The sequence below is a fragment of the Mycobacterium sp. ELW1 genome, assembly GCF_008329905.1.
Taxonomy (GTDB): domain Bacteria; phylum Actinomycetota; class Actinomycetes; order Mycobacteriales; family Mycobacteriaceae; genus Mycobacterium.
In genome coordinates this window covers 1,935,925-1,957,050 of sequence record NZ_CP032155.1, presented here as the reverse complement: position 1 = coordinate 1,957,050, position 21,126 = coordinate 1,935,925, and the positions used below count along the sequence as shown (strand labels likewise).

17 protein-coding genes are annotated in these 21,126 nt (G+C 65.3%); 7 read left to right on the top strand and 10 right to left on the bottom strand.

The annotated features are described in order from the left end of the window. Nucleotide 1: 1 nt before the first annotated feature. From D3H54_RS09025 to D3H54_RS09000, 6 genes are read right to left on the bottom strand one after another with little or no spacing between them, the layout of a single operon-like run. The gene (locus tag D3H54_RS09025; protein WP_149378753.1) at nt 2-850 is read right to left on the bottom strand and encodes an MlaE family ABC transporter permease; all 849 of its coding nucleotides are present in this window, start codon (nt 848-850) and stop codon (nt 2-4) included. Further along, on the bottom strand, nt 851-1,657 hold the full coding sequence (locus tag D3H54_RS09020; RefSeq protein WP_149378752.1) for an MlaE family ABC transporter permease: 807 nt from the start codon (nt 1,655-1,657) through the stop codon (nt 851-853). Next, nucleotides 1,647-2,816, bottom strand: a complete 1,170-nt coding sequence (locus D3H54_RS09015; RefSeq protein ID WP_149378751.1) for a thiolase C-terminal domain-containing protein — start codon at nt 2,814-2,816, stop codon at nt 1,647-1,649. Before D3H54_RS09015 ends, D3H54_RS09020 begins: the two co-directional genes overlap by 11 nt. Beyond that, nucleotides 2,813-4,024, bottom strand: coding sequence for an OB-fold domain-containing protein (locus D3H54_RS09010; protein WP_149378750.1), 1,212 nt, complete (start codon nt 4,022-4,024; stop codon nt 2,813-2,815). Before D3H54_RS09010 ends, D3H54_RS09015 begins: the two co-directional genes overlap by 4 nt. 17 nt (nt 4,025-4,041) lie before the next feature. Further along, entirely contained in the window at nt 4,042-5,247 is a 1,206-nt protein-coding gene (locus tag D3H54_RS09005) for a CaiB/BaiF CoA transferase family protein (protein ID WP_149378749.1), read from the bottom strand. Continuing rightward, a complete protein-coding gene (locus D3H54_RS09000; protein ID WP_502707760.1) occupies nt 5,244-6,671 on the bottom strand; it encodes an aldehyde dehydrogenase family protein in 1,428 nt (475 codons plus the stop codon). The genes D3H54_RS09005 and D3H54_RS09000 overlap by 4 nt, the downstream gene beginning before the upstream one ends. Before the next feature lie 529 nt (nt 6,672-7,200). Here D3H54_RS09000 and D3H54_RS08995 point away from each other — a divergent pair. From D3H54_RS08995 to D3H54_RS08985, 3 genes are read left to right on the top strand one after another with little or no spacing between them, the layout of a single operon-like run. After that, nucleotides 7,201-8,061 (top strand): mycofactocin-coupled SDR family oxidoreductase, encoded by an 861-nt coding sequence (locus D3H54_RS08995; protein WP_149378747.1) that lies wholly within the window; start codon nt 7,201-7,203, stop codon nt 8,059-8,061. A 35-nt stretch (nt 8,062-8,096) separates the two neighbouring features. Next, entirely contained in the window at nt 8,097-8,294 is a 198-nt protein-coding gene (locus tag D3H54_RS08990) for a ferredoxin (RefSeq protein WP_036344115.1), read from the top strand. 41 nt (nt 8,295-8,335) lie between these two features. Continuing rightward, entirely contained in the window at nt 8,336-9,700 is a 1,365-nt protein-coding gene (locus tag D3H54_RS08985; protein ID WP_149378746.1) for a cytochrome P450, read from the top strand. Between the two features lie 63 nt (nt 9,701-9,763). Here the strand turns inward: D3H54_RS08985 and D3H54_RS08980 are convergent, their stop codons facing one another. From D3H54_RS08980 to D3H54_RS08970, 3 genes are all read right to left on the bottom strand, one after another. Beyond that, complete coding sequence (locus tag D3H54_RS08980; RefSeq protein ID WP_149378745.1) at nt 9,764-13,624, bottom strand: superantigen-like protein SSL4; 3,861 nt, start codon at nt 13,622-13,624, stop codon at nt 9,764-9,766. A gap of 1,027 nt (nt 13,625-14,651) precedes the next feature. Beyond that, nucleotides 14,652-15,830, bottom strand: coding sequence for an acyl-CoA dehydrogenase family protein (locus D3H54_RS08975; protein ID WP_149378744.1), 1,179 nt, complete (start codon nt 15,828-15,830; stop codon nt 14,652-14,654). After that, nucleotides 15,831-16,823, bottom strand: coding sequence for an acyl-CoA dehydrogenase family protein (locus tag D3H54_RS08970; RefSeq protein WP_149378743.1), 993 nt, complete (start codon nt 16,821-16,823; stop codon nt 15,831-15,833). It lies immediately after the preceding gene. 228 nt (nt 16,824-17,051) lie between these two features. Here D3H54_RS08970 and D3H54_RS08965 point away from each other — a divergent pair, with 228 nt between their 5' ends. From D3H54_RS08965 to D3H54_RS08950, 4 genes are read left to right on the top strand one after another with little or no spacing between them, the layout of a single operon-like run. Then, nucleotides 17,052-18,143: an amidohydrolase family protein gene (locus D3H54_RS08965; protein WP_149378742.1), complete on the top strand. Its 1,092-nt coding sequence runs from the start codon at nt 17,052-17,054 to the stop codon at nt 18,141-18,143. A 27-nt stretch (nt 18,144-18,170) separates the two neighbouring features. After that, nucleotides 18,171-19,316 carry an amidohydrolase family protein gene (locus D3H54_RS08960; RefSeq protein WP_149378741.1) on the top strand — a complete coding sequence of 382 codons (1,146 nt, stop codon included), beginning with the start codon at nt 18,171-18,173 and terminating at the stop codon, nt 19,314-19,316. Between the two features lie 4 nt (nt 19,317-19,320). Further along, the gene (locus D3H54_RS08955) at nt 19,321-19,713 is read left to right on the top strand and encodes a Rieske (2Fe-2S) protein (RefSeq protein ID WP_149378740.1); all 393 of its coding nucleotides are present in this window, start codon (nt 19,321-19,323) and stop codon (nt 19,711-19,713) included. Continuing rightward, nucleotides 19,710-20,618 carry an alpha/beta fold hydrolase gene (locus D3H54_RS08950; RefSeq protein ID WP_149378739.1) on the top strand — a complete coding sequence of 303 codons (909 nt, stop codon included), beginning with the start codon at nt 19,710-19,712 and terminating at the stop codon, nt 20,616-20,618. Before D3H54_RS08955 ends, D3H54_RS08950 begins: the two co-directional genes overlap by 4 nt. A gap of 14 nt (nt 20,619-20,632) precedes the next feature. On the opposite strand, the gene D3H54_RS08945 is transcribed toward D3H54_RS08950, so the two are convergent. Continuing rightward, nucleotides 20,633-21,115, bottom strand: coding sequence for a hypothetical protein (locus tag D3H54_RS08945; protein WP_149378738.1), 483 nt, complete (start codon nt 21,113-21,115; stop codon nt 20,633-20,635). Nucleotides 21,116-21,126 lie beyond the last annotated feature (11 nt).

Below are 21,126 nucleotides of genomic sequence, written 5' to 3'. Positions count from 1 at the left end.
CCTATCCGGAGAGGTTGAAGTTGCCGTTGGAGCCGTAGATGGCCAGGGATATGAGCAGGGTGACCGAGACGACCACGATCAGGGAGGTGCGTACGGCGTTGCCCACGGCCACCCCGACTCCAGAGGGTCCGCCGGTGGCGAAGTAGCCGAAGTAGGTGTGGATCAACAAGATCGTGATGGCCATCAAGATCGCCTGCAGGAAGCTCCACAACAGGTCGATGGGATTCAAAAACGTGTTGAAGTAATGGTCGTAGAGGCCGCCGGACTGGCCGAAGAGCACCACCGTGGTGAACTGCGAGGCCACAAAGCTGAGGATCACCGCGATCGAGTACAGCGGGGTGATCGCCACCATGCCGGCCACGATCCGCGTCGACACGAGGTATTCGACCGGGGGGATGCCCATCGATTCCAGGGCGTCGATCTCCTCGTTGATCCGCATCGCCCCCAACTGGGCGGTCACCCCCGCCCCGAAGGTCGCGGCCAACCCGATCCCGGCCACCACCGGCGCTGAAATCCGCACGTTGATGAACGCGGCCAAAAAGCCGGTGAGTGCCTCGATACCGATATTGCCCAGCGAGCTATAGCCCTGCACCGCCAACGTGCCACCAGCAGCCAACGTCAGGAACCCGACGACCACCACGGTGCCGCCGATCATCGCCAACGTCCCCGCCCCCATCGAGATCTCGGCGATCAGCCGAATGATCTCCTTACGGAAATGCAGGGCCGCATGCGGGGTGCCGGCCAACGCCCGACCGTAGAAGATCGTGTGATCCCCGATCCGCCCGATCGTGCCCAACGGACGCCGGACCTGGCGGGCGATCCGCGGATACAACGCCTGTAACGATGCCATCTACCGGGCACTCATCCGGATACCGATGGCCGTGACCACCACGTTCACCACGAACAACGCCATAAACGCGTACACCACCGTCTCATTGACCGCATTACCCACCGCCTTGGCGCCACCCCCGGTGATCGTCAACCCCCGATAACACGCCACCAGACCGGCGATCAACCCGAACAACGCCGCTTTGACACACGAGATGATCACCTCGGGCACCCCGGTCAACAACGTGATCCCCGCCGCGAACGCCCCCGGATTCACATCCTGGACGAACACCGAGAACACATAGCCACCCAAGATCCCGATGATCACCACCAACGAATTCAACAGAAGCGCAACAAGTCCAGAAGCCAACATCCGCGGAGTCACCAGGCGCTGCACCGGATTGATCCCCAGCACCTCCATCGCGTCGATCTCCTCACGGATCGTGCGCGACCCCAAATCCGCACACATCGCCGTCGCCCCGGCACCCGCGACGATCAACACCGTCACCAACGGGCCCACCTGAGTCACCGCACCAAACGCCGCCCCCGCACCCGACAGATCAGCAGCACCCAACTCCCGCAACAAAATATTGAGCGTGAACGACACCAACACCGTGAACGGGATCGCCACCAACAACGTCGGCGCCAACGACACCCGCGCCACAAACCACGCCTGCTCCAAAAACTCCCGCCACTGAAACGGCTTCCGAAAAATGAACCGCACAGCATCCGCCGACATCGCAAACAAGCCACCAATAGCCTGCATCGGACCAGCCGCACTGCTCAACGCAATGCCCGGCGACCAACGATCGACCCCCTTACCCGCCATGGTCACCCGGTCCTTCCAGAATCGTCACCGCAGCGACTGCCGTCGGCCCACCGATGTTGTGAGCCAGTCCGATTCGGGCGCCGTCCACCTGATTGCCGGCTTCGCCGCGCAGCTGGTCGAAGAGCTCCACGCACTGGGCCACTCCGGTGGCACCCGGTGGATGCCCCTTGGCCTTCAGGCCGCCGCTGGGATTCACCGGCAAAGCTCCACCCACACATGTCACTTCGGCCTCCATTAACTTGTAGGCCTCCGCAGGTTCGGCGAAGCCGAGATCTTCATAGCTGATCAGTTCGATGCCGGTGAAGAAATCGTGAACTTCCGCCACATCGATATCAGCGGGCGTCAAATTTGCCATACTGAAGGCTCTTTTCGCCGCGCGAGTCGTCGCCGGGAACGTCGTCATGTCCGCCTTGTGCTGATGCATCACGGAATCCAGCCCGAGCCCCACCCCGCGGATCCACACCGGCCGGTCTGTGAAACGATCCACGACTTCCTCGGCGGCCAACAAAAGTGCTGCGGCACCGTCACTTTGGGGCGCGCAGTCGTAAACACCGAATGGCGTGACCACCATCGGCGCAGCGAGCACCTCGTCGATGGTGACCTCGAAACGGAGCCGCGCCTTCGGATTCGACAGCCCGTGCCGGTGATTCTTGACCGCCACCATCGCCATGTGTTCACGGGTGGCCGGGGTTTCGTGCAAATAACGCGCAACATGAAGGGCAAACCCCGCGGGCGCAACCAATCCCAACGGATAGTCCCACGCCATGTCGCGGGCCATCGCCTCCCACTCCCACAGCAGTTGCTTGGACGCGGTCTCCCGCAGTTTGTCCGCGCCCATCACCAGCGCGACGTCTGCTGCCCCCGAAGCGATGCCGTACAGGGCGTTGCGAATCGCGTCATTGCCGGTCGCACAGGAATTCTCGATCCGGGTCACCGGCAGGTCGGGCAGTCCGAGCGAATCGGCGAGGATCCCCGCCGGGAAGCCGTCGGCGGTTCCCATCGCGCCGAACCATGCCGCGTCGATCTCAGACTTGTTGACGCCCTTGTCAACCCGGGCGGCACACTCGGCGAACGCCATCGGGAGCAGGTCCTTCAGCCCGAGGGCGAAGTGCTCACCGAACGCCGTCATGCCGGCCCCGACGATGGCGACACGCCTCATGCCGCACCCCATGACCGGACGGATGGTTCCCGCGGTGCAGCGGACTCATATGGCTCGAACGCGTACCCGTAGTCGGGCACACCCGATCGCACAGCCACCCGGCGCAGCGTGAGCCGGCCGCGATCGCCGATCCGCACCGTGCCCGCCTCGACGCCGGTGACCTTGACGAGTGCCCGCACCGCAACTCCGTCGAGCTCGACGATCACCAGCGAGTAGGGAGTCCGCAGGCCCGGTACCGGAATGTGAACCGTGACTTCGGTGTACACGCTGCCCACCCGGGGCAGCGGCACCAGTTCGTAGTCGGTGGCCAGCCGGCCGGCATCGTCAAGGTGGTAGCGGGGTGGGAAGTCCAATTCCGCACTGCCGCTGTGGCGCCCGGCCTCCCACCGCACCTTCGCTTCGAAAGCCCGCTCATAGGCAGCAAGGGAAATAGGGATGTCAGGGCCGGTGACAATTCTGGTCTGCGGTCGCGGCTGCGCCGTCGGCTCCCGCCGGTACACGGCGGCACCGCCGCCGGCCACCGTGACGCCGGACAGGCTGGCCTGTTCGACGGCCACCAACGGACCGTTGATATTCGACTCCGCCAGCGCTGCCAGGGCGAACAGCCCAGCACTGGCACCCGCTGTCGGCACGACGGGCGCCTCGCCGCCGCACAGTTCGATCGCGCGGTCATGGTCGACACCGGCCAGCGCGACCGGGGTGTCGAGCCACGCCGCAGCCAGCGAGGCGACCAGCCCGCGTTCGTGCAGCAGCCGCGGGTCGCCGTAGTCGTGCACCACCCCGTCGGCATTGCGGGTGCGGACCGGCAGACTGCGGGCCACGCGCGCGGCGGTGCGAACCTGCAATCCATCCTCGCCGGTCAGGATCGCCGCTGCGCCGGCCGGATCCAAGTCGGAGCCGATGACCAGCGTGCGCGGCCGGGCCGAGCTGACCGCATCGAGCGTGGCCGGCGCACCGCCGAGCCGCTCGTCGACCTCGAGTTCGGGATCCAAACCGAGACCCGCCAGCAGAACCGCCGCATTGCTGCTCTCCACCAGCGGGAGGTCGCGGCTGACGAGCACCACCCGCTCGACGGCACCACCCTCGGACAGCGCCGCCCGGCCCGCTTCAACAGCGAGTGTGATGGCGTCCTCGTCATCGCCGGCAATGCGATGCGCGTCACACCCCCATGAGGGTAGGTAGGTGCCAATGGCGACGATGTAGGGCATGGATTCTCCGGCGCGACCTAGGTGACCGCGCCAGCGGTCTTGAGTTCGATGATGCGGTCCCAGTCCAGGCCGAGCTCGGTGAGAATCTCGTCGGTCTGCTCGGCGAATCCCGGCGCCGGGCCGCTCTGCGGCGCGGCGACGTCGAACTGCACCGGATTGGCGACCAGCTCCAATTCCCCTGCCTTCACCAGGTATTCGTTGGCCCGTACCTGCGCATCGGCTGCGGCCTGCAGCGTGTCCTGGACCGGCGCCCACGGTCCGGCCAGCGTGGCGAACCGCGTCGACCATTCCGACAGGGTCCGGGTGGCCATCGCCTTGCCCAGAATCTCCACGGCGTCAGCGGTGTTGGCGGCGATCTGCTCGACGCCGGCGAACCTCGGATCGTCGATGTACTCGGCGATATCCATGTGGCGGCACACGTCGGCCCAGAACTTGGTCGGCTGCATCATCACGAACGAGATGTAGCGGCCGTCGGCGGTCTCGTAGAGACCCACCAGCGGATTGATCGGTGAGCCGTGCACGCCCGGCACGGGTGCCACCAACTGCTCACCGAGATGCTGAGTCAGCGCGATGGTGTGGCCCATCGCCCACAGGCCACTGCCGAGCAGTGACACGTCGACCACCGACGCCTCGCCGGTGCGCTCGCGCTTGAACAACGCCGCCGCGATTCCACCTGCGAGATTGGTGCCAGAGATGGTGTCGCCGTAGGCCGGTCCGGGCGGGGCGATCATGCCCTCGGTTCCCGGCGGTGTGATCGTCGCCGCGGTGCCCGCGCGGCACCAGAAGGCGGTCATGTCGTAACCGCCCTTTTCCGACTCCTGGCCACGCGGACCGAAGGCACTACCGCGCGCGTAGATGATGTTCGGATTGATCGCGCGGATGTCCTCGACGTCGATGCCGAACTTGGTGCGGTGCCCGGGCAGGAAGCTGGTCAGGAACACGTCGGATCGGCGGGCGAGTTCGTAGAGAACCTCTTTGCCCTCCGGTACCGACATGTCCAGTCCGATGCTGCGCTTGCCCCGATTGGCGTGCTCCACATTGGGATTCGGGTCACCCTCGACCCGCAGAGAACCGGTCTGCCGCAAGCCCCGTTGCGGATCACCGGTGACCGCGTGTTCGACCTTGATGACTTCGGCGCCCCACTCCCCCAACACCGCACCGCACGACGGCACGAAGCCGTACATCGCCACCTCGAGGATGCGGACCCCGTCGAGCGGCCTCACGACACCACCGCCGCGAGCGTCTTGCGCTCGAGGAATTCCTCAAGGCCGGCCACACCCATCTCGCGGCCGACACCGGATTGCTTGTAGCCGCCGAACGGACTGTCCGGGCCAAAGTAGTTGCCGCCGTTGATGCCCATCGTGCCGGTGCGAATCCGCCGGGCGATCGCCAGCGCACGGTCCTGGCCGCCGAACACTCCGCCGGACAGCCCGTAGATGGAGTTGTTGGCGATCCGCACCGCATCGTCGTCGTCGTCGTAGGCGAGGACCGCCAGGACCGGCCCGAAGATCTCCTCCTGTGCGAGCTCGCTGTCGGGGTCGACTCCGGTGATCAGCGTGGGCTCATAGAAGAAGCCCGGGCCGTCGACCTTCTTCCCGCCGATGACGACGGTCGCGCCGGCCGCCACCGCGCGCCGGACCATGGCGTCGACCTTCTCGCGCTGGGTGTCGTTGATCAGCGGACCCATGTACGTAGCAGGGTCGGCCGGATCGCCGTAGCGGACCATGCCCATGAAGTTCTTCACCAGCTCGACGATCTCGTCGTGGTGCGTGCGGGGAACCAGCAGCCGCGTCGTGATCGCGCAGCCCTGGCCCGCGTGCGAGCAGATCATGAACGCCGCCATCATGGCGCAGTTGGTGAAATCGGCGTCGTCGAGCACGACCATCGCCGACTTGCCGCCGAGCTCCAGGAAGACCTTCTTGATGGTGTCGCTGGCCGCTGCCATGATCTTGCGTCCGGTCGCCGTCGACCCGGTGAAGGTCACGACGTCGACGTCGCGGCTGGTGGTCAGTGCGGCACCGACCGCGGGGTCCGTGGAGCTGATCACGTTGATGACGCCGGCGGGGATGTCGGTGTATTTCGCGATCACCTCACCGAGCGCGAGCGTGGTGAGCGGGGTGTCCGGCGCGGCCTTGAGGATGACCGTGCATCCGGCCGCCAACGACGGACCCAGTTTGGCCAACGCCAGCTGGTTCGGATAGTTGTAGGCGATGATCGCGGCCACTACGCCGGCGGCTTCCTTCTCGACCCAGCGGTGGTGGCGTTGCCCTCGGCTCTCGATCTCGCCGAGGTCTTCGGACATCGAATACGTCTTCAGCAGGTTCGCGTAGTAGCCGACGATCCGGATCGGGTCATCGAGCTGGGCGCTCTCGGTCAACGCTCTGGTGGCACCCACCTCGGCGATCGTCAGCGCACGCAGTTCGTCGCTGTGCTCGACAAGCGCGGTGTGCAACTGCTCGAGGCACCGGATTCGCAGCTCGACGTTGGTGGACCAGCCGGTGGTGTCGAAGGCTGCCCGGGCCGCGGCAATCGCGCGCTCGGCGTCGGCGACATCTGCATTGGGCGCGTAGCCCACCACATCTCCGGTGGCGGGATTGATCGACGGATAGGTGTGCTGCGCGCCGACGAGCCGGCCGTCGATCAGCATGTGCCGCTCGGACACCTGGCCCCGCCCCGCGTGCTCGCCGCTTGCGATGGTGACCGTTGTGTCCTGGGCCGACATCAGCAACTCCTCCAGTCGTCGGATAACTCGGTTCTCATCTCCGGCGAATCATACATTCGGAGCGAGAGAACTCAAGCCGCGTTGGCCGAACACGTCACATCCAGGACGCACCCTCGTGGTGCGGTCCGGCGTGGCATCTCCGCAGTTAGACACATTGCGCCGAAGTGTCTTGCGAAATGGATCACACCGAGAGTAGCGTTCTCATATCAGAAAGGGCGATTCTTGAACTACGAGATCCGCTGGACCGGCGACACGACCGGATGTGCACGCTGTGGTGACGCGTGTCTGCCCTATCCCGACCGCGACGGAGACCGTTGGTGAAGACGGCGTTGGTAACCGGTGGCGGTTCGGGCCGCCACTCGTTTCGGCGATTCCTCGATACCGCCCACACCTGAGCAACGGCACCACAAGACTTTTCAACACAACGAGACAGCAGTCAGAGAGAGGAATACCTGTGGGACGAGTCCAGGGCAGAGTTGCCTTCATCACCGGTGCCGCGCGCGGGCAGGGCCGCAGCCATGCCCTGCGGCTGGCCGAAGAAGGCGCCGACATCATCGCTGTCGACTTGTGCAAGGACATCGACACCATCGGCTACAAGATGGCGACCCCCGAGGATCTCGAGGAGACCGCCGAACTGGTCAAGAAGACCGGGCGCGGCATCGTCACCGCGCAGGCCGACGTTCGTGAGGCCGCCGAACTCAAGACGGCTCTCGACCAAGGGCTCGCCGAGTTCGGCAAGGTCGACATCGTCGTCGCCCAGGCCGGCATCGCCGGGATGAAAGGGCAACCCCCACTGCAGGCCTGGTGCGACGTCATCAACACCAACCTGATCGGAACCATCAACGCGATCCAGGTGGCACTCCCTCATCTCGAGGCGGGCGCCTCGATCATCGCGACCGGCTCGACCGCGGCGCTGATGGACGCACACCAGAAGGACAACCCTGGCGCGGACCCCGGCGGGATGTCCTACATGGTCGCCAAGCGCCTGCTGTCCAACTATGTCCACGACCTCGCCACCGAGCTCGCCGTGCGCGGTATCCGGGCCAACGTCGTTCACCCGACCAACTGCAACACCGACATGCTGCAGAGCGATCCGATGTACCGCTCGTTCCGGCCGGATCTGGAAAACCCGACCCGCGCCGACGCCGAACCGGTTTTCGGCATCCAGCAGGCGATGAAGGTCAACTTCGTCGAGCCGCTGGACATCAGCAATGCGGTGCTGTGGCTGGCGTCAGATGAGGCCCGCTACGTCACCGGTATGCAGCTGCGCGTGGATGCCGGCGGCTACCTCAAGTGGTACGACTACCACGTCTGAACACCGGAACTATCAAGAGATTTGAGAGGGAATCCGTGAAGGTTCGGGTCGACCAGGACCGGTGCCAGGGACACACGCTGTGCGCCATGATCGCTCCAGACATGTTCGAGCTCAGCGATATCGACGGCAGCTCGTCGCCGGTGACCGAAGAGGTGCCGGCCGACCAGATCGAGCTCGTCCGCGAAGCCGCACACTCCTGTCCTGAACAGGCAATCCTCATCGAAGAGGACTGACCTCCAGTTTTTGCCAGCCAAATATCAAGGGAGACAATGCCTTGAGTATCGATGACGTCACCGACGACACCGAACGAAAGCAGCCGACCTATCACTTCGATCGGCACACGCCGGAATACCGGCAGCAGTTCGAGAAGATCACCGAAGAGATGCAGTCCCGCTGCCCGATGGCGTGGACCGATGTCTACGACGGTCATTGGGTGGCCGCCGGCAGCAAGGAGGTCTTCGAGCTCGCGCGCTGTCCGGTGGTCTCCAACCACCACGACCTCACCGGCGAGACTCCCTACAAAGGCATCACGATCCCAAAGGCTCAGCGGGCCACTGTGGTTCGCGGCGGCATCCTGGAGATGGACGAGCCCGAACACAGCTCGTACCGCGGCGCGCTGAACCCGTACCTGTCCCCCGCCGCGGTCAAGCGGTGGGTGCCGTTCGTCGACGAGATCGTACGTGCGTCGCTCGACGAGAAGATCGAGTCGGGCCACATCGACTTCGTCGATGACCTCGCCAACATCGTGCCCGCGGTGCTCACCCTCGCCATGATGGGTATCGAGCTGCAGAAGTGGCCGGTCTACAGCGAGCCCGCTCACCTGTCGGTGTCCACCCCGGAACACTCGCCCGACGCCGCGCGCGTCGCCGAGATGAACCGGCAGATGGGTCTCGACATGGTCACCACCATGATGGAGGTCCGCGAAAATCCGCGGCCCGGTCTGGTGAACGCGTTGCTGCAACTACGGATTGACGGTCAGCCCGCCCCCGATCTGGAGATACTGGGCAACCTCGGGCTGATCATCGGCGGGGGCTTCGACACCACCACCGCCCTGACCGCCCATTCACTGGAATGGCTGAGCGAGCATCCGGCCGAGCGGGAACGGCTCAGTCGCGAACGGGATGCGCTGCTGGACTCCGCCACGGAGGAGTTCCTGCGCTACTACACCCCCGCTCCCGGTGACGGCCGCACGTTCGCCGGGGACGTCGAGGTCGAGGGCCACCGCTTCAAAGAGGGTGAGCGGCTGTGGCTGTCGTGGGCAATGGCGAACCGAGATCCCTCGGTCTTCGACAAGCCCAACGAGGTTGTGCTGGACCGAAAAGGGAACCGTCACTTCAGCTTCGGCATCGGCGTGCACCGCTGCGTCGGGTCGAACGTGGCCAGGACGGTGTTCAAGTCGATGGTCACCGCCGTCCTCGACCGGATGCCGGACTACGTCTGCGACCAGGAAGGCACTGTGCACTACGAGACGATCGGCGTCATCCAGGGCATGAAACACCTGCCTGCCGATTTCACTCCCGGACCGCGCCTCGGCCCCGGCCTCGACGAGACGCTGGCCAACCTGCAGCGGATCTGCGAGGAGCAGGGTCTGGCTCGCCCTATCACCGAGCGCAAAGAAGCCGCCGTCATCGATTGGTGAACGGTCGCACCAACGACTGTGGCCCCCTCCTTTCGGAGAGGGCCACAGTTCGTTTCGTGCTGGTTAGGCAGCGCCCTTCTTCGCACTGCCGGCGGATCCGCTCTTGGCCGAGCCCGAACCCGAGTCCGAGCCCTTGCTGGAGCTGTCGGCCTTGGTGCCGGCCTTGGTATCCGAGGATCCCTTGGTCGACGGCTTCGGCAGCGACGGCAGCGACACCTTCGGCGGCGCAGGCAGCGAGATCTTCGGCGGCGCGGGGAGCGAGATCTTCGGTGCCGAGGGCAACGAGATCTTCGGCGGTGCAGGAAGGTTCAGCTTGGGAGCCGAGACCTTCGTGCTCGGTGCCGTCGTCTTGGAGGACGTCGGCGCCGGGGAATCCGCGACATTCAGCGAGACAGTCGGCGCATTGCCGCTGGTGCTCGTTGCCGTGTCGTTGACACCCGCCACCTTGGTGGCGGCCCCCGCCGCGGCACCAGCCGTGGCACCGGCCGCGGCCAAGGCCGCAGCACCCGCTCCACCACCGGCGTTGATACCGCCACCGATGTGAATGCCACCGATGTTGAAGCTGATGTTGATCCCCAGGCTCGCATTGATCGACTTGACCAGGGTGTTCAGCCCTGCGGCGATCTGTGCGCCCGCGTTCGCAAGCGCGTTGACCACGATCTCCGGGTTCGGGAAGGCCGCCAGCGCGGCGTTGATCGCCGCGTTCAGAGCCGCACCGCCCTGGACCAGCCCGTTGCCGAGTGCATTGAGGAGCTGGTTGCCCACCTGCACACCGGCGTCGATTCCAGCCTGAAGTGCTGCTGCGCCCTGGTTGAACACCTGCTGGGCGACCTCGAGGCCACCACCAAGCGCTCCGGTGACGGCGTTGACGAACGCCGCCGGACTCGGGAGGTTGCTCAGAGCCGCGTTGAAGGCCGCGGCCAGCTGTGCACCTCCGTTGGCCAACGCGTCGATGATCGCCTGTGCCCCATCAAGGTTCACGTTCAGCGCGGCCTGCAACGCCAGCGCCAGGTCGACATTGATGTTGCCGATGGCGTTGATCAGCGCGTTGACGAACGCCTGCGGGTTCGGGAAGGCAGCCAGAGCCGCCTGGAACGCCGCCGACAGCGCGGTGGCCCCGTTGGCGAGTGCGTCGAGCACTGCCTGGAACGCTGTCCCACCGGCCGCGATGCCGGCCTGGATGGTGGTGGCCAGCTGACCGGTGAACGTGGTGAACGCGTTGGCCAGGATGCCCAACGTCGGGTTCAGCGCCGCCAATGCGTTGGCGAACGCCTGCACGAACGCCTGCGGGCTCGGGAAGTTGGCCAGTGCGGCGTTGAACGCCGCCGCCAGTGCCGCCCCGCCCGACACCAGCGCTTCGAGGAAGGCCTGCGGGCCGTCGATCGAGGCGTTGATGATGGCCTGCAGTGCCAGACCCAGGTTGACGTCGATGTTGCCGAACGCCTGAACCAGAGCGTTGATGAACGCCTGCGGGTTCGGGAACGCCTCCAGTGCTGCCTGGAACGCTGCCGACAGCGCGCTCAGCGGGTTACCCAGCGCGTCGAGCAACGCCTGGAATCCGGTGAGCCCGGCCGCAATTCCGGCCTGGATGGTCGCGTTCAGCTGACCGGTGAACGTGGTGAACGCGTTGGCCAGCACACCCAACGCCGGGTTGATCGCCGCGAAAGCTCCGACCAGGGCATCGACGAACGCCTGCGGGCTCGGGAAGTTGGCCAGTGCGGCGTTGAACGCCGCCGCCAGCTGCGCTCCACCGTTGACCAGAGCGTCCACGAATCCCTGCAGCCCGTCGACGCCGATGTTGAGCGCGGCCTGCAAGGCCAGACCCAAGTTGACGTCGATGTTGCTGAACGCCTGAACCAGAGCGTTGATGAACGCCTGCGGGTTCGGGAACGCCGCCAACGCTGCCTGGAAGGCCGCCGACAGCGCGCTCAGCGGGTTACCCAGAGCGTCGAGCAGTGCCTGGAAACCGGTGAGCCCGGCCGCAATTCCGGCCTGGATCGTGGTCGCCAGCTGACCGGTGAACGTGGTCAACGCGTTGGCCAGGATGCCCAGGGTCGGGTTGATCGCCGCCAGCGCTCCGGTGAGCGCGTCGACGAAGGCCTGCGGGCTCGGGAAGTTGGCCAGTGCCGCGTTGAACGCCGCCGCCAGTGCCGCCCCACCCGAGATCAGCGCTTCGAGGAAGGCCTGCGGGCCGTCGATCGAGGCGTTGATGATGGCCTGCAGTGCCAGACCCAGGTTCACGTCGATGTTTCCGAACGCCTGAACCAGAGCGTTGAAGAACGCCTGCGGGTTCGGGAACAGCTCGAGCGCCGCCTGGAAGGCTGCCGACAGTGCGCTCAGCGGGTTGCCGAGGGCATTCAGCAGGGCCTGGAAACCGGTGAGCCCGGCCGCAATTCCGGCCTGGATCGTGGTCGCCAGCTGGCCGGTGAAGGTGGTGAACGCGTCGGCCAGGATGCCCAACGTGGGGTTGAGCGCCGCGAAAGCTCCGACCAGGGCGTCGACGAAGGCCTGCGGGCTCGGGAAGTTGGCCAGTGCGGCGTTGAATGCCGCCGCCAGTGCTGCCCCACCCGAGATCAGCGCTTCGAGGAAGGCCTGCGGGCCGTCGATCGAGGCGTTGATGATGGCCTGCAGTGCCAGACCCAGGTTGACGTCGATATTGCCGAACGCCTGAACCAGAGCGTTGAAGAACGCCTGCGGGTTCGGGAACGCGGCCAGCGCCGCCTGGAATGCTGCCGACAGCGCGCTCAGCGGGTTACCGAGCGCATCGAGCAGCGCCTGGAAACCGGTGAGCCCGGCCGCAATTCCGGCCTGGATCGTGGTCGCCAACTGACCCGTGAACGTGGTGAACGCGTTCGCGAGCACACCCAGCGTGGGGTTGAGCGCGGCCAGCGCACCGGTGAGTGCGTTGACGAAGGCCTCCGGGCTCGGGAAATCGCCCAGGGCTGCGTTGAACGCCGCGGCCAGGGTGACGCCACCGTTGACCAGAGCCTGGAGGAGGTCACCCACGCTGTTGATCTCGCCCTGGAGCGCGAGCATCAGCTGCAGGCCCAGGTTGGCGTTGATGTTGGTGAAGGCCTGAACCAGCGTGGTGATGAACGCCGCGGGGTTCGGGAACGCCGACAGCGCAGCCTGGAAGGCCGCGAACAGGGCGCTGCCACTGTCAGCAAGTGCGGTGAGCACCGCCTGGAACATGTCGACCTTGGCCGTGATCGCCGCAAGGACGACGTCGCCCAGCGCACCGGTGAGGTTGGTGATCACGTTGGCGACGATGCCGAGCGTGGGGTTGACGGCGGACAGCGCGGCCTCGAACGCCGCCGCGAAATCGGCCGGGGTCGGGAAGCCCGCGACGGCGGCGTTGAATGCCGCGGCAAGAGCGGCACCGCCGGCGATCAAGGCATTGGCCAGCGCCTCCGCGTTCAGGTCCAGCGCCAGGTTCAGGTTCAGTGCCGCATTCAGCGCGGCCTGGAGCGCCAGCCCGAGATTGACATCGATGTTGGCGAAGGCCTGAACCACCGCGTCGATGAACGCCTGCGGGTTCGGGAATGCGGCGATGGCGTTGTCGACCGCGCGGGCGAGTGTGCTTCCGCCGTCGAGCAGTCCGTCGACGACGGACTGCAGAGCAGTGTTGCCCGAACCGATTCCGGAGATCAGAGTCGCCTGAAGGGCATCACCGAATTGTGTGATCGCGGTGTCAGCGGCGCTGTTGAGGGCGTTGAGTCCGCCCTTCACACCGTTCCACCCGTTGTTGATGGCTTGGATCACGTCTTCCAGTGAGGACAGTGAGACATCGGCAAGAGCCGACATAGCGCGATCACGCACCAGATGGAGATCCGGCGGTGTCACCTGGATGGGCGCCAGCACAATCGCGCTGGCCCCGAAGACTGCCACCCCCGCGGTCAGATACGACCGAACAGCAACGTCCATGACTATCCCTTCAAAATGGCTGTGCCCCGACAAACGCGAACATACCTGAGAAGAACCTAAGTAGCCAAGTGTTTGCTCTCAGTTTTTTGGCGTTGCTGTGCCAAATCCGTGACCATATCCATTCGAGTTAGCTAGATCGAAATTAGCCCAGTTTATTTAACGGGTACGCATATATAGTTACAGCAAATAGTTGTGCGTCAGCTGCCGTTGCGGCGAGAGTCCGCCTCCGCGGGACCCCCGGCCGCGGACCGCATAGCGCCTAAGCACGCCTAATGAGGTAGCCGGACCCATCCCTGACCCACCGCGCCCACCCCGGAGGCCGGCGTGGTCCGGCCACCCAAAATCGTGAGCTAAGCGAACGGTCAGCAAGAACCTGTGCGCCAGTTGTGAGCTGCCGTCTCGTTCGCTGCTGCTGGCAGACCGGCGTTCCGGCCCCCGAGAAAAATTCACCGCGAATCGCAGGCGCGACACGCCGCTGGGCGGCTCGGGGCCCGGTCCGTGGGGCGCTCACCGCGATGCATGCTCAGCAGCCCTACCAGTTTGCAGAAACCGGTTTGAACCGGATCGCGATGGGGAACATCGCGGTCAACGCAGTTCAGAGTGGAGTACAGGCAGGACCAGTCAGGGAGTGCCCTGGTGACGAGTTCCGCGACTCGGGTAACGCGAGCGATCCTTGGCGCGATAAATATTCGCTGGGAGCGCTTGATTATCACCATTTTGCTTGCAGAGTGAGTTAACTGCGGCCCATTCATAGGCCTGCGCAACTCGGAATAACCTGAGAATTCCTCAGAGCCCCTTGACGACGTCAGAAGTCGGTCAGCAAACGACTCTCGGTGCGGCGCCGGCAGGTTTTCAGCACCGTGGATCCGATCAAGTGAGAGCTCTATACCCGCCGCGCGCGCGAATTAACCCCTGGGCAGAAAGCTGCCCTCACCAGGCGTGCGACGAGTGCTCCAGGAGCGCCGACGGTGGGCCTGACGCAGCCTGGATTCACGCGTCGCGCGCGGGTGGGGCTGTGTCCGACGGTCTACTTCGACCGGGGCAGGCTCAGCACCTGCTGAGCGATGATGTTGCGCTGGATCTCCGAGGTACCCCCGGCGATCGTTCCGGAGAAACTGCGGGCATGGCGCTCGAACCAGCTGGCGAAGTAGTGGTCCAGGTTGAGGTGCGCATAGGGCCCGGTGCTGGACGGGTGTACCAGGCCGTCGGATCCGCTTGCCGTGAGCGCGTATTCGGACGCTCGCAGCTCGGCCTCGGAACCGAACAGCTTGACCACCGACACCGAGGCCACATCGGTTTCCCCGCGTGCAGCCTTGGCCAGTCCTGAAGAACCCATCAGGCGCAGCGCCTGGTAGTCCATGATCATCGACGCGTACTGGTCTTTCTCCAGCGGCGTCTTCGGCTCGAAGTCCCCGATCATGTTGGCGATCCGGTCGGCGAAGCCCAGCCACATCATCGTGCGTTCATGGCCCAGTGATCCGTTGGCCACACCCCATCCGCCGTTGAGCGGACCGACCAGGTTCTCGGCCGGGACGCGGACATCGGTGAAGAACACCTCGTTGAAGTCCTTGTCGTCGATCCCGCAGATCGACGCGAACGGCCGGCAGACCACCCCGGGCAGGTCGGTCGGGATCAGCAGCACACTGATGCCCTTGTGCTTGGGGGCGTCCGGGTCGGTCCGGACGAACGTCAGCAGGAAATCGGCGTCGTGGGCGCCGGAGGTCCACACCTTCTGGCCGTTCACCACGAAGTGGTCGCCGTCGCGGACTGCGCGGGTGCGCAGCGAGGCCAGGTCCGAGCCCGCACTCGGCTCGCTCATCCCCAACGACGCGGTCTTCTCCCCCTTGAGCACCGGCACCGCCCAGTGGTGCTTCTGCTCGTCAGATCCGAATGAGATCAGCGATGCCGCAATGATATTCACGCCCTGCGGATTGAAGCTGTGATAGATCCTGCGGCGGCAGAGCTCCTCGAGATGAACGAACTGCTGCAGGATCGAGGCGTTGCGGCCGCCGAACTCGGGCGGCTGTCCGGGCAGCAGCCATCCGTTGTCGAACAGCAGCCGCTGCCAGCGTCGCGCCCAGGCCGGCATGTGGGACACCGACCGCGGCCGCTCTTGGGTCTCGGCCTCGGTCGGCAGATTGGCGTCCAGGAACGCACTGAACTCGTCGCGAAACGTCTCGACGTCGGGATCGAATGAAAGTTGCATCTACAGTTCCCTGTACTCGTCGGCGATCACGGCGCGATGCTCGGCGGCGCCACCCAGCATGAGCTCGCCGGATTTGGCGCGCTTGAGCGCGAATTGAACGTCGTTCTCCCAGGTGAATCCCATTGCGCCGAACAGTTGCAGGCCATGGCGGAAGACCACCGACTGGCAGTCGCCGGCCGCCGCTTTCGCCATCGCGGCGGCCAGCCGGCGGCGCGGATCGTCCGCGCTGATGGTCAGCGCGGCGAAGTAGGCCAGCGCGCGGGCCCGTTCGATCGCGACGTGCATGTCGACCGCTTTGTGTTGCACCGCTTGGAAAGAGCCGATCGGCACTCCGAACTGGTGGCGATCTCGGACGTGCTGCAGAGCCAGGTCGAGGACCCGCTGACACGCCCCGACCGTCGTGATCGCGACTCCGGTCAAGGCGACGTGGCGAGCCCGCTCAGAGTCGGCGTGCACCCGATCGTCGTCGGACACCACCACGCCGGGGAAGGTCACGTCGGCGACGTGCATGACCGGATCGAACACCGAGACCCGGGTGACCGTGGCGACGGCGGCGTCGACGACGAACACGCCGGCGTCGGTCACCACCGCGAGCTTCTGCGCCCGGTCGGCGTCCAGCACGTACCGGGAGGTTCCGGCCAGCACCCACCCGCTGCTGTCCCGATGGGCGGTGATGCCGTCGAAGACCGCGGTCCCGGCTTGCCGGGGGTCGTATCGATCACCGGCCAGGGGCGCGAACTGGGTGAGGGTGGCCAGGAACGGCGTCGGGTCGGTCGCCCGACCGAACTCCTCCAGCACGATCGCCAGCTCGACCGCGTTCTCCGGGTCGGCCAGCTCCGTCCAACCCGCGTCCACATAGGACTCCCACAACGGTGTCGGGTCGATGCCGTCCTCGGCGATCCCGCGGATCAGCGACGCGGGGCATTGCTTGGCCACCGCGTCACGCACGGTGTCCTGCCACAACCGCTGATCAGCATCGAATTCCAGTAGCACTCGCCGCCTCCTACCCGGGTCAGAGCACCCGAATGGAAATCTGATTCTCTATTAGTGAACCGCAGGTTCTCCTAAGACGGTATCGCACTCTACCGGCTGATTTGCTTGCTGCCTACGGTCGGTTGAGGCAAAGTGGTAATGAGGTTCTACTCTCAATCGTGAGAACAGTATTCTTGCTACTGAAGAACTCGGGTTTACTCGCAGACGGACCTCCGGAAGGCGGCTTTGGTGATAGAGCACCGCGACGGGACGACGACTCCCGTCATCGACGCGAGCGTGCACATTTTCTTCGGGTCCACGCCTGAGTTGCGGGGCGTGATGCGGGAGCCGTTCAAGAGCCGCGGCTTCCCCGACTACGAAATGGACTGGTACGGCGCACCCGGCGGCGAATACCTGGAGGGGACGCGCGGGCCGGATCGTCAGTACCCGGGTTCCGACCCCGCCTTCGTTGCCCAGCAGCTGTTCGACGATCGCGGAGTCGACGTCGCGGTGTTGCATCCGATGGGCCGCGGCATCATGCCCGACCGGCACCTGGGCACGGCGATCCTGGCCGCGCACAACGAGATGATGGTGTCGCGCTGGCTGGATCATGCCGAATTCGGTGAGCGCTTCCGTGGCACCATCCGGGTCAACCCTGACGACATCCGCGGCGCGCTGCGGGAGATCGAGAAGTACAAAGATCACCCGCGCGTCGTCCAGATCGGCATCCCGATGCAGTCCCGGGAGCTCTACGGCAAGCCGCAGTTCTGGGATCTGTGGGAAGCGGCCGTCGACGCGGGCCTGCCGGTGGCCACCCATATCGAAACCGGTGAGGGCATCGCGTTCCCCCCGACGCCGTCCGGGCATACCAGGACCTACGAGCAGTACCTGGGCTTCAGCTCACTGAGCTACATCTACCACCTGCTGAACCTGATCGCCGAGGGCGTGTTCGAGCGCATGCCTGACCTGAAGTTCGTGTTCGCCGACGGCGCCGGTGACATGTTGACACCGTTCACGTGGCGGATGGACTGCTTCGGACGGCCGCACCTGGAACAAACCCCGTGGGCGCCGAAGATGCCGAGTGACTATCTACCCGGGCACGTCCACTTCATCCACAACAGCCTCGACGGGCCGGGCGAAGCCGAGTTCGCCGACGAATGGCTGTCCTTCACCGGCAAGGAGGACATGCTGATGTTCGGCTCGAGCTATCCGCACTGGCATTGCGGCGATGTCCGCGCGCTGCCCAGCGCGTGGACCGCCGAGCAGCGCGAGAAAGTCTGCTGGCGCAACGCCGCGGCGCTCTACGGCATAGACATCCCCGCCGGTGTCGGAACACACTGACTCGCACAGAGAGCTAAGGAGATCACGATGACTCTCACCCACAGCCAGGAGCGAGTCGCTCCCGCCGAACGCATCGCGATCCGGTGCGTCGACTCCGATGTCCACCCGGTGCCCAAGCGTGGCGTTCTGCAGGAGTACATCCCAGAGCCGATACGGACCAAGTACTTCAGGAACCATCGGGTCGGCGAAACGATCTACTATGACGCTCCCGACTACGCGCATGCCTACGCGATGCGCGTCGACACCTTCCCCGACGACGGCGAATTCGCCTGCAGTGACCCCGACCTCGCGCTACGCCAGGCCATCATGGAGGCCGGCGCCGACGTCTGCATCCTCGAACCGGCACACGCGCCGTGCCGGATACCCGAAGCCACGGCAGCGCTGTCCTACGCCCACAACACCTGGCAGGCCGAGCACTGGCTGGACAGCAAGACAAACTGGCACGAACGGTGGCGCGGCTCGATCCTGGTCGCCATCGAAGACCCCGAAGGCGGCGCCCGCGAGATCGAGAAGTGGGCCGAGCACCCGTACATGGCCCAGGTCATGATCAAGGCCGAGCCGCGACCGTCGTGGGGCGACCCACGGTACGACCCGATCTGGGCGGCGGCCGTCAAAGCCAACAAACCGGTCAGCTGCCACCTGTCGCGGGGATTCTTCGAGACACTGCCGATCCCGCCGGTCGGGTTGCCCAGCTACAACCACGATTTCATGGTCAGCTACTCACTGCTGGCCGCCAACCAGGTGATGAGCATGATCTTCGACGGGCTCTTCGACCGGTTCCCCACCTTGCGAATCGTGTTCGTGGAGCACGCCTTCAGCTGGATCCTGCCGCTGATGTGGCGCATGGACGCCATCTACGACGCGCGCAGGTCCTGGCTGGACATCACGCGCAAGCCCAGCGAGTACGTCAAGGACCACATCAAGTTCACCACCCAGCCGCTGGACTATCCCGAGGACAAGACCGAATTGCTGCGGGCCTTCGAATGGATGGAATGCGAGAAGATCCTGCTGTTCTCCTCCGACTACCCGCACTGGACCTACGACGACCCGCGCTGGCTGGTAAAGCACCTGCCCGAGCACGCGCGAGAAGCGGTGATGTTCCGCAACGGGATCGAGACGTACGGCCTGCCCGACACCGTCCCGGCCCTCGAGGGTCAGACGCGAGTGTTCTGAGCAGATGACCAAACCCGAAAAGCAGCCCCGCCTGGCGCAAGGTCGAGAGCACGTGGTCGCGACTGTGGACGAAATTCCGCCCGGCACACACAAATTGGTACCGATCGGCCGGCATGGAGTCGGGGTGTACAACGTCAACGGCACGTTCTACGCGATCGCCAACTACTGCCCGCACGAAGGTGGTCCGTTGTGCTCGGGACGCCCCCGTGGACGAAACATCGTCGACGAGAGCGTTCCGGGCGACGCGGTGATGGTGCGCGATCTCGAGTACATCTACTGCCCCTGGCACCAGTGGGGATTCGAGCTTGCAACCGGCACGACTGCGGTCAAGCCGGAGTGGAGTATCCGCACCTACCCGGTCCGAGTGGTGGGCGACGACGTTCTGGTGATGGCATGAGCACGCCCACGACCGCCGGCCCGCAGCTGCGCGACGGCGAGCAGGTCCTGGAGATCAACGGCGGCAACGTCGTTTACGAGATCCTGGGCGAAGCAGGTGATTTCATCGCACTGACCCCCGGCGGCCGATACAGCAAGGACATCGAGGGTTTGCGCCCGCTGGCCGAGGAGCTGGTCAAGGGCGGCTACCGGGTGCTGCTGTGGGACCGGCCCAACTGCGGGAAGTCCGACCTCCAGTTCCACGGGCAGAGTGAATCCCACATGCGCGCCGAGACGTTGCACGGGTTGATCACCGGCCTGGGTATCGGTCCGTGCATCATCGCCGGCGGCTCCGGCGGCGCCCGGGACTCGATCCTGACCACGATCCTGTACCCCGAGATCGCCACCAAGCTGGTGACCTGGAACATCGTCGGCGGTGTCTACGGCAGCTTCGTGCTGGGCTCCTACTATCTGGTTCCCAGCATCCTCGCGGTGCGTGGCCTCGGTATCAAAGGCCTTCTGCACGTGGATGAATGGAAGGAGCGCATCGCCGAGAACCCGGTGAACAAAGAGCGCATCCTGGCGATGGATCCCGACGAGTTCCTTCGGGTCATGTTGCGCTGGCTCAATGCGTTCGTACCCAAGCCCGGTCAGGCGATCCCCGGCGTCGACGACGAGCTCTTCGGCGACATCAAGGTGCCCACCCTGATCATCCGTGGCGGCGAGAACGACTGGGACCACCCCAAGCGCACCTCGCTCGAGGTGAACTGCCTCATCAAGGGCTCCACGCTGATCGACCCACCGTGGCCGGAGGATGCCTGGGAGCGCGCCGGCGAGGACCGTGCATCCGGAAAGGTCAAGCACTTCAACATGTTCGACACCTGGGTGCAGGCGGCCCCGGCCATTCTGGACTTCCTGGGCCGATGAGCATCCGGCTGTACTCAGACCAGGAGAATGCGGATCTCGCAGTTGGTCGAGGCCTCCAGCGCGGTGTGCACCCGGCTCTCCGGGATGCGCGCCATATCGGCCTTGCTCAGCGTGACGTTCAGGATGTCGTAACCGTCGTCGCCTGCAATTCGGGCGATCTCACCGCGCAAACCGAAACCCGCCAGCACCCCGTGCGCATCTTCGTCGGTCCCCCGGCTGACGTAGGTCATCACACCGATCACCGGCTCCGTACCGAACGCCTTGGCGCACAGGGCGACTCCGACGCGCTCGAGCTCTTGGCGATCGGCGGCCGCCGTGTTGCCGATCAGCAGTTCGGCTTCCCGCCGTCCGCGCGGCATCGCGGCGAGGTTGTTGTCGACCACGGTCACACCGCTGTCGTCGGCGAGCGCACGCAGCGCCGCGACACCCGCGGTGAGCTCAGCGTGCGTCAGTTCACCGGCCGGGTCGACATCGACACGCACCACCGCCGTTCTCATGGGCCTCAGCC

Bases quoted from the DNA above. Each gene is read 5' to 3' on its own strand.
- D3H54_RS08945 (WP_149378738.1), bottom strand. From the start codon at position 21,115: ATGAGAACGGCGGTGGTGCGTGTCGATGTCGACCCGGCCGGTGAACTG.
- D3H54_RS09020 (WP_149378752.1), bottom strand. From the start codon at position 1,657: ATGGCGGGTAAGGGGGTCGATCGTTGGTCGCCGGGCATTGCGTTGAGC.
- D3H54_RS08980 (WP_149378745.1), bottom strand. From the start codon at position 13,624: ATGGACGTTGCTGTTCGGTCGTATCTGACCGCGGGGGTGGCAGTCTTC.
- D3H54_RS08950 (WP_149378739.1), top strand. From the start codon at position 19,710: ATGAGCACGCCCACGACCGCCGGCCCGCAGCTGCGCGACGGCGAGCAG.
- D3H54_RS08955 (WP_149378740.1), top strand. From the start codon at position 19,321: ATGACCAAACCCGAAAAGCAGCCCCGCCTGGCGCAAGGTCGAGAGCAC.
- D3H54_RS08960 (WP_149378741.1), top strand. From the start codon at position 18,171: ATGACTCTCACCCACAGCCAGGAGCGAGTCGCTCCCGCCGAACGCATC.
- D3H54_RS09010 (WP_149378750.1), bottom strand. From the start codon at position 4,024: ATGCCCTACATCGTCGCCATTGGCACCTACCTACCCTCATGGGGGTGT.
- D3H54_RS09000 (WP_502707760.1), bottom strand. From the start codon at position 6,671: ATGCTGATCGACGGCCGGCTCGTCGGCGCGCAGCACACCTATCCGTCG.
- D3H54_RS09015 (WP_149378751.1), bottom strand. From the start codon at position 2,816: ATGAGGCGTGTCGCCATCGTCGGGGCCGGCATGACGGCGTTCGGTGAG.
- D3H54_RS09025 (WP_149378753.1), bottom strand. From the start codon at position 850: ATGGCATCGTTACAGGCGTTGTATCCGCGGATCGCCCGCCAGGTCCGG.
- D3H54_RS08975 (WP_149378744.1), bottom strand. From the start codon at position 15,830: ATGCAACTTTCATTCGATCCCGACGTCGAGACGTTTCGCGACGAGTTC.